This is a genomic window from Halobacillus sp. GSS1 (assembly GCF_017307035.1).
In the GTDB taxonomy this organism is placed as follows: Bacteria; Bacillota; Bacilli; order Bacillales; family Halobacillaceae; genus Halobacillus; species Halobacillus litoralis.
Map to the genome: position 1 here is coordinate 59,801 of NZ_JAFLHE010000003.1, position 11,846 is coordinate 71,646.

Annotated in this window: 14 protein-coding genes; 11 read left to right on the top strand and 3 right to left on the bottom strand. The window is 43.8% G+C overall.

What is annotated here, in order from left to right; genetic code table 11:
* Positions 1-50 precede the first annotated feature (50 nt).
* Entirely contained in the window at positions 51-1,235 is a 1,185-nt protein-coding gene (locus J0K78_RS08830) for an MFS transporter (protein WP_206946351.1), read from the bottom strand.
* A gap of 943 nt (positions 1,236-2,178) precedes the next feature.
* On the opposite strand from J0K78_RS08830, the gene noc reads away from it, so the two are divergent.
* The 4 genes from noc (at position 2,179) to J0K78_RS08850 (ending at position 5,547) form a co-directional block, all read left to right on the top strand.
* On the top strand, positions 2,179-3,045 hold the full coding sequence (gene noc, locus J0K78_RS08835; RefSeq protein ID WP_206946352.1) for a nucleoid occlusion protein: 867 nt from the start codon (positions 2,179-2,181) through the stop codon (positions 3,043-3,045).
* Positions 3,046-3,162: 117 nt separating this feature from the next.
* Positions 3,163-3,936 carry a ParA family protein gene (locus J0K78_RS08840; RefSeq protein WP_206946353.1) on the top strand — a complete coding sequence of 258 codons (774 nt, stop codon included), beginning with the start codon at positions 3,163-3,165 and terminating at the stop codon, positions 3,934-3,936.
* Positions 3,917-4,765, top strand: a complete 849-nt coding sequence (locus tag J0K78_RS08845; RefSeq protein WP_206946354.1) for a ParB/RepB/Spo0J family partition protein — start codon at positions 3,917-3,919, stop codon at positions 4,763-4,765. The genes J0K78_RS08840 and J0K78_RS08845 overlap by 20 nt, the downstream gene beginning before the upstream one ends.
* 77 nt (positions 4,766-4,842) lie before the next feature.
* A complete protein-coding gene (locus J0K78_RS08850; RefSeq protein ID WP_206946355.1) occupies positions 4,843-5,547 on the top strand; it encodes a DUF554 domain-containing protein in 705 nt (234 codons plus the stop codon).
* Between the two features lie 3 nt (positions 5,548-5,550).
* Here J0K78_RS08850 and yyaC read toward each other — a convergent pair whose 3' ends face one another.
* Positions 5,551-6,177 (bottom strand): spore protease YyaC, encoded by a 627-nt coding sequence (yyaC, locus tag J0K78_RS08855; RefSeq protein WP_206946356.1) that lies wholly within the window; start codon positions 6,175-6,177, stop codon positions 5,551-5,553.
* 89 nt (positions 6,178-6,266) lie between these two features.
* On the opposite strand from yyaC, the gene J0K78_RS08860 reads away from it, so the two are divergent.
* From J0K78_RS08860 to rpsR, 7 genes are all read left to right on the top strand, one after another.
* Positions 6,267-7,286 carry a YkvI family membrane protein gene (locus J0K78_RS08860; protein ID WP_206946357.1) on the top strand — a complete coding sequence of 340 codons (1,020 nt, stop codon included), beginning with the start codon at positions 6,267-6,269 and terminating at the stop codon, positions 7,284-7,286.
* A gap of 52 nt (positions 7,287-7,338) precedes the next feature.
* On the top strand, positions 7,339-8,283 hold the full coding sequence (locus J0K78_RS08865) for a mechanosensitive ion channel family protein (protein WP_370551100.1): 945 nt from the start codon (positions 7,339-7,341) through the stop codon (positions 8,281-8,283).
* The gene (locus J0K78_RS08870) at positions 8,283-8,477 is read left to right on the top strand and encodes a DUF951 domain-containing protein (RefSeq protein ID WP_202412322.1); all 195 of its coding nucleotides are present in this window, start codon (positions 8,283-8,285) and stop codon (positions 8,475-8,477) included. Before J0K78_RS08865 ends, J0K78_RS08870 begins: the two co-directional genes overlap by 1 nt.
* A gap of 378 nt (positions 8,478-8,855) precedes the next feature.
* Entirely contained in the window at positions 8,856-9,953 is a 1,098-nt protein-coding gene (gene ychF / locus J0K78_RS08875) for a redox-regulated ATPase YchF (RefSeq protein WP_206946358.1), read from the top strand.
* A 138-nt stretch (positions 9,954-10,091) separates the two neighbouring features.
* Complete coding sequence (gene rpsF, locus J0K78_RS08880; RefSeq protein WP_089650708.1) at positions 10,092-10,385, top strand: 30S ribosomal protein S6; 294 nt, start codon at positions 10,092-10,094, stop codon at positions 10,383-10,385.
* 12 nt (positions 10,386-10,397) lie between these two features.
* Positions 10,398-10,892: a single-stranded DNA-binding protein gene (gene ssb, locus J0K78_RS08885; protein ID WP_160910510.1), complete on the top strand. Its 495-nt coding sequence runs from the start codon at positions 10,398-10,400 to the stop codon at positions 10,890-10,892.
* Positions 10,893-10,913: 21 nt separating this feature from the next.
* On the top strand, positions 10,914-11,141 hold the full coding sequence (gene rpsR, locus J0K78_RS08890; protein WP_115822996.1) for a 30S ribosomal protein S18: 228 nt from the start codon (positions 10,914-10,916) through the stop codon (positions 11,139-11,141).
* A gap of 177 nt (positions 11,142-11,318) precedes the next feature.
* Here rpsR and J0K78_RS08895 read toward each other — a convergent pair whose 3' ends face one another.
* Complete coding sequence (locus J0K78_RS08895) at positions 11,319-11,756, bottom strand: Rrf2 family transcriptional regulator (RefSeq protein ID WP_160910511.1); 438 nt, start codon at positions 11,754-11,756, stop codon at positions 11,319-11,321.
* Positions 11,757-11,846: the final 90 nt, after the last annotated feature.

Here is an 11,846-nt window from a genome sequence, read left to right on the forward strand (position 1 = left end):
AAACAAAGCCCGCCCGATCGTATCGGACGGGCTTGTTAATTTTTAAAAAGTTATGTTGAAGCTTGACGAATAGGGATCAACGTTCCTATCAATGCAATGCCTGCACAAACGAAGAACATGGGCATAAAACCGAAGGGTGCAATTCCGCTTACGGTCATAAAAATTACCAGGTCAAACAAAGAGTCCAGAATGGAAAGCAAAGAAATGGTCGTCGCTCTCACATTTGAAGGAATAATGTCGTTGGCCAACTGAGAATAAACGGGATATCGTATGGCGCTCACAAGTTTCAAAAAAATGAGTGCTAAAAGAACCATCCAAAGATGAGTGTGCAGTAAAGCAGTGGCTGTAAGTGAGAGCACGGCAAGGATACCTGTGATGAACAAAAGCTGTACCCGTGTCACCCACTTTGTCATCCACCCAATCGATCGCGCCGCAACAAAGCCGAAGATTGCAGTAACTGCATACACCACCCCGATTCCGTAAACCGGGAGTCCGGCATCTACCAACAATTTTTGATCGAATTTCTCAAAAATAGCGACAGCCGGAATGAAAACCAGGGAGATGTTAATGAACATCCAGAGCACTTGCGGCGTTTTGCGGATGGCCTGATATCCTTCTATCACTTGTTTCACCATTGGCGTCCGTATCCCACCTTGATTCGAAGGGTTCTTAACGAACAAGAGCACGACGAATTGGATGACCATGAAAAAGACACCAAGCATGAGGAGAAGTCGGAATTGACTTTCATCCAGGTCCCTGGCTAGGAAGGCTCCTATGATGACCACAAATATAGAAACGATAAAACGGGCGGAACCAATCTGCCCCATCGCCCGGTCCATAAGATTTTCTTCATTACTTTCTTTTAATGATTCATAGACGAGCGCTTCATCTGCCCCACTGAAAAACGTTGCAGCGAAGCCCGTAAGAAAGCTGCTTGCGAAAAACACCCATGGATCGAAAGCGAAAATTAATATAGCGTGGGAAAAGATGCTGAGAACAGAACCAATAAGAAAAGCCTGTTTGGCACCAAAACGATCGGCAATGACCCCTGTAGGAATCTCCCCAAATAGTACGCCTATACTGAAGAAGGTCATGACGAAGAGAATCATTGTTTCATCAAGACCTCTTGCGAAATAAAACAACGTAAGGACAGGCTGAATAAAACGGAAGTTTCCAAAGATTTCTGCCCAAAATAATAGTTGAATGTTATAAGATGCTAACGTATTCCTTTTCAAGATGTTTCCTCCTGCAAAGTAAAATCTGATGCAAGCAGGAGATTAAGCGTAAGTGAAAATTAAGAAGCTCTCCCCCCCTGCTGATTGAGTGATACGTTCTGTGGAATTTTTTTGCATATCTATAATCCTCCTAAAAATTAGTCCAATTCTATATATTATTCATCCCTCCCCTATATTCCTCCCCAACCTCTAACACTATAGCTCCCTATTCTTGAAGACTCAATTTCGAGATGTTTCCAGGGTTGTTGCCTGGTTAAGCGTTAGGGGCGGCTGGGAGCCACTCGCTTTCCTGTGGAGGAGCGCCGAGCTTCCTCGGACTACGTCCTGCGGATCTCGTCTATCTCCTTCTGCCACGGGAGTCTCGCAGCTTCCCAACCACCCCATTTCATATGAGGGAGAAACGAACCCCCTATACCGAGATGGAGTGTCCCCCACTCTCCCATCTAGAGTGGGGATAAGCTTCTGTATCAAGCTTTCACTTTCTGAATGCCCACTGGGGCAGAATTAATATTATCCTTTTCCCAAAACCATATAAGCTTAGTTTTAAGTAGTGGTTTCGAGAATCTTCCGTAGCCCCCATCCACTCAATCAAAGACTCGAAACTGAGTCTTCCACAATACTGCCATATTGCTTAAGAACTTTTGTCATTGAGAAAATATATCGACTTGTTTTGTCAGGAAAAGTCATGAAAGGGAGGCGTTCAAATGGCGGAAAAACACGTTTTACATGAGAAAATTGTGCGTTTTCGACAAAGACGACGATCATTTCTTCAATCTTGAAGATACTTTTCATAGATTAAATGTGATAAAATGAATAGAGAAATGAAAAACGGCATACGTACGCGCAGCAGCTGAGTAGCCTGCGGCGCTTTTTATGTTTCAAAATATAGGGTATATACAATAAAAACAGCGTATGCTCGATCGTATAAAGGTGGTGTCTGATCGTGTTACATCCTTTTGGTCGTTTGTTCGGGCTAGGGGACAAACCGGATTCGGATAATGACAACAATGAAGAAGAAGGCTACAACCCCGACGAGGTTGTACAAGTTCCAGTCGAACGCGTGCAGCCCAACCGTTACCAACCTCGAGCGATTTTCAACAACGAGAAGATTAGCGAACTCGCCCAGACGATACATACGCATGGGATGATTCAGCCGATCGTTCTCCGTCGGTTAAATGAAGAAGAGTATGAATTAATCGCCGGTGAACGTAGGTGGCGTGCCGTTCAGTCTCTGGGCTGGGAAACGGTCCCTGCGATTATCCGCGAGATGAATGATTCACAAACAGCTTCTGTTGCTCTTATAGAAAACTTGCAACGGGAAGAGCTTACCGTAATTGAAGAAGCAGTCGCGTATGCGAAGCTTCTGGAACTGCATCAGATTACGCAGGAAGCCTTAGCGCAACGGCTGGGAAAAAGTCAATCGACCATTGCCAATAAATTGCGTCTTTTGAAGTTGCCGGAGTCTGTTCAGCAGGCCGTTATGGATAAAAAGATTACGGAACGGCATGCACGGGCTCTCATTGCTCTGAAAGAAGAGGAACAACAGGAAAAGATTTTGGCAGAAATCATTGAAAAGCAGTTGAACGTGAAGCAGACAGAAGAACGGATTGCTAAATTAAATGACCCGTCACCAAAGAAAAAGAAACCGAAGATGAAGGGCGTCAATAAGGATATGCGTATCGCCATGAATACGATTCGCCAATCCTTGACAATGGTGACGGATACTGGGATCGACTTAGAAACGGACGAAGAAGATCATGACGATTATTATCAGATCACAATCAAGATCCCAAAAGGTAAGAAAAAATAATAAGCCTGAACGACCCATCTTGACTTATGTGGAGATGGGGCTTTTTTTAAGCCATTTTACCTAATTCTTTCAATAAAATGGTAGAATGATAAAAAAGACAGTGAGGCAGGTGACATCATGGGGAAAGTGATTTCAATCGCCAATCAAAAAGGCGGGGTTGGGAAAACAACGACAGCCGTCAATTTAAGTGCATGTCTTGCGCACTTGAATTATAAAGTCCTTTTGGTGGATATTGATCCCCAGGGGAATGCAACGAGTGGAATAGGCGTAGAAAAAGGAGATATGGAGCGGTGTGTCTATGACGTGCTCGTGGATAATGTAAAAGCGAAGGATGTCAAGACAAGTACGATTGTAAGCAACCTTGATGCCATTCCAGCAACGATTCAATTGGCTGGCGCGGAAATAGAATTAGTACCGATTATTTCCCGGGAAGTAAAATTGAAAAAAGCGCTGGATGAGATCAAAAGTGATTATGATTATATTATTATCGACTGCCCCCCTTCTCTCGGACTTCTAACATTGAATGCTTTGACCGCCTCCGATTCTGTTTTAATTCCTGTACAATGTGAATATTATGCCCTGGAAGGTTTGAGCCAGCTTTTGAATACGGTACGGCTCGTTCAGAAGCATATGAACCATGATTTAATGATTGAGGGTGTACTTATGACCATGCTGGATGCCCGTACAAATCTGGGAATCCAGGTGATAGAAGAAGTAAAGAAATACTTCAGGGATCGTGTTTATCGATCGATTATCCCGCGGAACGTACGTTTAAGCGAAGCGCCCAGCCACGGAAGACCAGCAATTCTTTATGATGCCAAATCACGTGGCGCAGAAGTATATTTAGATTTAGCAAAGGAAGTGATTGTGAATGGCGAAAGGGTTAGGTAGCAAAGGCCATGAGGCTTTAGGCGCTTTTTTCAACAACCAGACATCAACAGAAGAAATTCAACACGTAGCGATTAAAGACTGTCGTCCGAACCCTTACCAACCCCGCAAACAGTTTGAGCCAGAAGCATTGGAAGAGTTGAAACAATCCATTGCCGAACACGGCATCCTTCAACCCTTGATTGTGAGAAAAAGCATCAAAGGATATGAAATTGTTGTCGGGGAGCGTCGTTTTCGCGCAGCACAAAAAGCCGGTCTCACGCATGTACCTGCAATTTCCAGGGATATGACGGATGAACAAATGATGGAAATTGCTTTGCTTGAAAACTTACAAAGAGAAGATCTCTCACCTATTGAAGAGGCAAAATCTTACGAACAATTGATTGAAGACCTCGGAGTAACCCAGGATGAGTTATCCCAACGCTTAGGGAAAAGCCGTTCTCATATTGCCAACCTTATTCGTCTCTTAGCTTTGCCTAAAGCAGTGACAGATAAAATAAATGCAGGCAGCCTATCCATGGGCCATGGACGTGCCCTATTAGGTGTGAAGGATCAAGATTTACAATTGGACCTGGTTAAAAAAATTGAAGCAGAGGCTCTGAATGTTCGGCAGGTGGAACGGTTGATCCATGACATGACGAACCGTCCTTCGAAAAAGAAAGACAAGAAACCTCGGGATATTTTTTTGCAGGAACGTGAGAAGAACCTAAAAGAGCGCCTGGGTACAGGTGTGAAGATCCATAAGGGGAAACGTAAAGGGAAAATCGAAATCGAGTTCACGAACAATGAAGATTTAGAACGGATTATCGATTTGTTTGCAGATAAAGAATAAAAAAACTGGAGATTTGAGTGATCTCTGGTTCTTTCTTTTTTTAAGGAGCAAAAAGAAAAGGTAATGGAGAGAGTGCAATGGTTTTATTTGGAGCGTTAGTAAATGGTTTATGTATATTTGTCGGTACATTGTTAGGGCTTTTTTTCACGAAAATTCCGGAGCGGTTCAAAGAAACGGTCATGAGCGGTGTGGGACTTGTTGTACTTTTAATCGGTTTGCAAATGGCGTTGGAAACGGAAAACATCGTTATTGTCCTGCTCAGCCTGCTTTCGGGTGCAATGATCGGTGAGGCAGTACATCTGGAAGATAAGCTTGAATACATCGGTCGTTGGATTGAAAGGAAATTTACAAAACCCGATCAAACCTCAAGCGTGGCTCAGGGCTTTATTACTGCTTCGCTTATTTTTGTCATCGGTGCTCTCGCCGTAATCGGGGCTCTTGACAGTGGACTACGTAATGACCATGAAGTGCTGGTTACCAAAGCGATTATTGATGGTTTTGTTTCTCTTGTGTTGACTTCAACACTTGGGATTGGAGTGATTTTTTCCGTTATTCCGGTCGTTCTCTATGAAGGATCCATTGCTCTTTTAGCGACACAAATTAATAACTGGATCCCCCAGCATATGCTCGATCTGTTTATTATTGAAATGACGGCAACAGGCGGCCTGATGATCGTAGCGATCGGACTGAATTTATTAAAAATAACTAAAATACGTGTCGCGAATTTATTACCAGCCTTACTTACGGTGGGCCTCATTTTAACAATCGCTGAGTGGTTTTAATCGTTATTGAATGCTCTTTTTGAATTTTGCAGAAGAGGTGGTGAAGGTGTGGAAAGGCTTGGCTTCCATATGAACCTGCTTCCTTTTTGCTTCTGTTAACTGGATGGCTGCCGCTACTTTTGCTGCCATCTGCATCACGACATGTAGTCTTGTATTCTGTAAGACCACATGCTCCATAAAACCACTGACATTGACCATTCCGCTAATGTGTAGTTGACCTACAGGCGGGAGGTCTTTTTTTAATGCCGATCCCGGGTTTAATGAACCTTTCCCAAGCACGACAGAACCGACGGATGAAGATTTTCCAAGGCAGGCATCAACCGCAAGAATGTAAGGATTCGGATGATTTTTCCTGATGGCAGCTAACCTTTCCTTCAGATTTAATGCATGTAAAGGTTCTTCAAGTGTTCCATATATATGGAACGTTTCTAGTGCATGATCGTGGAGCATCGAACCGACTAAAGGACCGAACGAATCACCTGTTGATCTGTCGGTGCCGATACAGGCGATTACGATATTTTGGGAAGGTGGAAGCCATTCTTGCAAGTAAGTGCTCAATAAATCGCTCATGGCTGGATCGTCCGTATTTACGCGTTTCTCTTCTTTTGAAAACTTGTCCTTGAAATTCATAGCTTCTCCTCCAGACACATAGTAGTAACAGTATATAAGGTTGTCCACGGTTCTATACGTGACAAATACATAGATGTGGAGGAACGGCCATGTTAAAAGCAGGGTTCAAGTGGATGTTTTTAATCATAGGGACTATGATCGGTGCCGGATATGCTTCTGGAAGGGAACTTTGGCAGTTTTTTGGACATGATAGCAGCCTGGCGATACTCTTGTTCTCTCTCATGTTCATCATTTCTTGTAAAGCCATACTGGATATCAGCTACAAGAAACAGACCGGCCATTATTTGCCGGTTCTCCGGGCAGTTGTCGGGAAACATTTGACCGGCGTCTATGACTGGATGATTATCATTTACCTTTTTACCACGACTGTTATCATGCTGGCAGGAAGCGGTGCCACGTGGCAGGCCTTCAATTTTTCTTATCGCATCGGTGTTCTGGCGATTGTCATTCCGCTGATTCTTTTGTTCGTATGGGATGTGAAAGGGATCGTCATTGTAAACAGTTTTGTTCTCCCCCTGCTTATCTCAGGTCTTCTGTTTGTTTTGATTTTGTTTATCAGGGATCAGGAGCTGTCGCTTTTTGGACATGTCCATGAGATGAGCAACTGGATGTCGGCTTTTCCGTTTACGGCATTGAACATTCTCCCACTGATCGCTGTTCTCGGGGCCATTGGGAACCAGGTGAGAAATAAAGGGGAAATCTGGATTGCAAGCATTGGCAGTGGAGTTATTCTGGGGTCAGTCTCTTACCTATACAACAACAGCCTGATTCAAATTTCGGAAGACATCATTTTGTATGAAATCCCCCTTTTCGCGATTTTAAAACATTATCCGTATGAGATGATGATCTTCATGTCCGTTATGCTTTGGATCGCAATTTTCACTACGGCTGCCTCAGGGACACTGGGGCTTGTAACGAGGTTCAGAGAATACCTCAGACAACCGCTTTGGATTCTGGCTATGGCAGTCATCGCTCTGATGCTTCCTTTTACATCATTCGGATTCTCAACGCTCATTGAATACTTGTATCCGTTATACGGCATCCTGAACCTGTATGTTTTAGTATCCCTTCTTTTATACCCGATTCTTTCCCGATTCAAAATTCGCTAGAAACCTGTTAAAATAGATTTCATATTCATAGTCGGAAACAGGAGGGAAAGTGGTGGCCGAGCCTAATGTGGTAGAGGATGCTAAAACAGCGGTAGAAGACGCAAAAACACAATGGGATGAAATTGTGGCCTATGTAACCGGGCCTGACCTTTGGATAACCATAGCGCTTGGGGCAATACGAATTGCTCTCATATTATTGGTTTCCTTTGTAATCATTCGAGTTGGAAGGAGACTCATCACGCAGTTTTTTGCCAACAAAAGGCGCGGTCCTTTTCGGATTACGGAACGAAGGGAAGCCACGCTCAATAAATTGGTTTTGAACACCATGTCTTATGTTGTGTACTTTATGGCCTTCATCATGATTCTTGAAACGTTCAACTTTGAAGTCGGTGCATTGCTTGCCGGTGCTGGTGTGGCAGGGCTTGCCATCGGTTTCGGGGCGCAAAACCTTGTCCGTGATATCATTTCCGGTTTCTTCATCATCTTTGAAGATCAGTTTTCTGTCGGAGATTATATCCAGACGTCTGGTGTGGAGGGTTTTGTTGAAGAAGTAGGCCTCCGTACGACAAAAGTGAAGGCATGGACAGGTGAAGTTCATATCCTTCCTAACGGCAATGTCACACAGGTGACGAACTTTTCCATCCATAACAGCATTGCCGTTGTTGATGTAAGTATCGCTTACGAGGAAGACATTGAAGCCGCAGAAAAAGTGATTCAGGAATTGTTGAAAGAAATGCCGGAACGTTATGAATCGATATTAAATGTCCCTGAATTGTTGGGCGTTCAGACGCTTGGCGCATCGGATGTCGTTATGCGTATCATTTGTGAAGTGAACCCGATGGAGCACTGGGCCATGGCAAGAGTCCTCCGCAAAGAAGTGAAGAATAGACTCGATGCGGAAGGAATCGAGATTCCATTCCCTCGTATGGTGATGTATTCACGTGACGAAGAGCCGAATGATCCCATTAATCATGGAGAAAAAGGAGGAGTTTCCTGATGGCGGATAAATCCTATGAGTTGAATGATGTTGTTCAGATGAAAAAACCTCACCCCTGCGGAGAGAATCGTTGGAAAATCATCCGTATGGGTGCAGACATCCGAATTAAATGTGAGGGGTGCGGCCACAGCGTTCTCGTTCCTCGCAAAAAATTCGAAACGAAGTTGAAAAAGGTGCTGGAAACAAGTGAATGATCCCCTCCCCTTCTGAAATTCAGAGGGGGATTTTCTTATGCAGCTTTCTTGTGAATTTATGAACAGAAAGCCTGGTACACGATACCCGCTTGTCGGTGCCAGGCACCGGATCTTCTTCTATGGTGCCTGGCACCCGATATGAGGCACCCAAATGCGTGAAAACCAATATGATAAAGTTTTTGCAAACCTCAATGAAAAGATTGTTCTTCTTCTCTTTTTCAATAAATATTGAATTTGTTACTGTAGAAAAAGGAGTTTTTTAGGAGAAACGACCGAAGCTTTCCCGTTTTTGCATAGGTTGTTATTTTCAAGTACAGAATCTATAATTAAGTGGACTAACATGCATGTATGTAAATCCTTAAGGAGTGAAAGTCTCATATGGCACTAACAGCAGGAATCGTAGGTTTACCGAACGTAGGGAAATCTACGTTATTTAACGCAATTACACAAGCAGGCGCTTTGTCTGCCAACTACCCGTTCGCCACAATTGATCCGAACGTCGGGATCGTGGAAGTTCCGGATAGTCGTCTGGAGAAGCTGACCGAGCTTGTGAACCCTAAGAAAACTGTACCGACAGCTTTTGAATTCACAGATATTGCAGGAATCGTCAAAGGCGCGAGTAAAGGGGAAGGACTAGGAAACCAGTTCTTGTCTCACATTCGTCAAGTGGATGCGATTTGTCACGTGGTACGAGCGTTTGAAGATGAAAATATCACTCACGTATCCGGTCAGGTTGATCCGATCACGGATATTGAAACCATCAACCTTGAGCTGATTTTGGCGGACCTTGAAACCGTGTCGAAGCGCATGGATCGTGTCGCTAAAATGGCACGTCAAAAAGATAAAGAAGCATTGGCCGAGTATGCGGTGCTTGAAAAACTGAAAGATGCACTGGAGGAAGAAACCCCTGCCCGTGCCGTCGAATTCAGCAGCGATCAAGAAAAGATCGTTAAAGGCCTTCATCTATTAACTTCAAAGCCTATCCTCTATGTGGCGAATGTAAGTGAAGATGAAATCGGGGAAGCAGACAACGATCGAGTGAAACAAATTCGCGAATTTGCAGCAAAGGAAAACGCAGAAGTCATCGTGGTTTGTGCAAAAATCGAGTCTGAAATCGCTGAGCTTGATAACGAAGAAAAAGAAGAGTTTCTTGAAGATCTTGGTATTGAAGAATCCGGTCTTGATCAACTGATCAAAGCCACCTATAACTTGCTCGGGCTTGCCACATACTTTACTGCTGGTGAGCAGGAAGTCCGTGCTTGGACATTTAAAGAAGGCATGACCGCTCCACAGGCAGCCGGTATCATTCACACAGATTTCGAAAGAGGGTTCATCCGTGCGGAGACGGTTTCATATGATGATCTCGTAGATGCAGGATCCATGGCTGTTGCCCGCGATCGTGGTCGTGTACGTTTAGAAGGTAAAGAGTATTTGGTGAAAGACGGCGACGTTATTCATTTCCGTTTCAACGTATAAGCGAGGATCCTTCCGTTAAAAGGTTGTAAATCTTGGACAACTTTGGTACAATACTAAATTGTGAGTAATTAAATGAAGATTACTCCTTGCTCCTTTGATAGAAAAGGAGCCGTCAAGTCCATAAGGAGGTGAAAACGGATGAGTAGAAAATACGAAATCATGTATATCATCCGCCCAGACATCGAGGAGGAAGCGAAAACATCTGTCAAAGATCGTTTCAGCAAAATCCTAACAGATAACGGAGCGGAGATTGAAGAAGTTAAAGAAGTTGGCAAGCGTCGTCTTGCTTACGAAATTAACGACTACCGTGATGGGATCTATGTAACAGTTGATTTCACAGGTACACGTGATGCAATCAACGAATTCGACCGTCAAGCGAAGTTCACGGATGATATTATCCGCCACATCGCTGTACGCGAAGATGACAAATAAGGAGTGGTTCTGATGTTAAATCGTGTCGTATTAGCCGGCAGATTGACGAAGGATCCTGATTTACGCTATACGCCAAACGGAGTAGCTGTCGCCAACTTTACAATCGCCGTAAACCGTCCTTTTTCCAACAACTCAGGAGATCGCGATGCCGATTTCATCAACTGTGTCGTTTGGAGACGAGCGGCTGAGAACCTGGCTAACTTTATGAGTAAAGGTAGTCTTGTCGGTGTTGATGGACGTCTACAGTCCCGCAGCTTCGATAACCAAGAAGGTAAGCGTGTATTTGTAACAGAAGTTGTTGCAGATAGCGTGCAGTTCCTAGAATCCAAAGGTGCTTCCCAAGGTGGCGGTAACCGTGGAGGTTCAGGATTCCAACCAAATCAGAATCAACAACCATCAGGAAACAACTTCGGTTCTAATAATAACAATAACCAACAACGAAATGACGACCCATTCGCAGATAATGGGGAGCCAATCGATATATCAGATGATGATTTACCATTCTAAATAAAAAGGAGTGAATGCTACATGGCACGTCGTGGACGCGGAAAACGTAAAAAGGTGTGTTTCTTCACAGCTAACGGAATCACACACATCGACTTTAAAGATGTGGATTTGCTAAAACGTTTCGTCTCTGACCGTGGAAAAATTCTTCCTCGTCGAGTAACTGGAACGTCTGCAAAATATCAGCGTAAATTGACGAAAGCGATCAAACGCGCTCGTACAATGGCCCTACTTCCTTACACTACAGAGTAAGAGTAGCGCAGCAAACCCCTTGATAGCTCTAACGAGCTATCAAGGGGTTTTTTGTTATTTTTATTTATGTATATGGCAGTCTTCCACAATCGGGAGCTATTACGCAATAAATAGTTTTCCCAATTTAAAAACCCGGCTGCTTCTCCGAAATTGGAAAAGCAGCCGGGTTTTTTATTTTTATTTGAGTCCCATTAAGGCTCTCAGCTCTTGTTTGTTCGTCAGCAGGTCTTCCAGTGTATATTTATCTAATACGTTTAGAAAGGCTCGTAAGGCTTCGTGGAGAACGCCTTTCAGCTTACAAGCCGGGGTGATGACGCAATAGTTAGTGGCACAGTCAAAGCATTCGAGCAGGTGGAAGTCATCTTCCATAGCACGGACAACGTTTCCTATGTTGATCTCTGCCGGTTCTTTTGCCAGACGGATGCCGCCCGACCGTCCCCGGAGGGTTTCGATCAGCTCTAATTTATTCAATTCGTGGATGATCTTCCCTAAATGGTTTTCGGAGATGTTGAAAACCTCTGAAATCTCCTTTTTATTTGCGAGCTCACCATTGCGTTTCGATGCGGTAAAAATCAGGACTCTCAAAGCGTAATCGGTGTATTTCTTGAGACGCATTTATATAAACCCTCATTCTTGTTTTTTTATTATCTTATCATAAACCGCTATGACTGTCTTACTTAGAGGAATGTTTTGTTTTCTGTCACA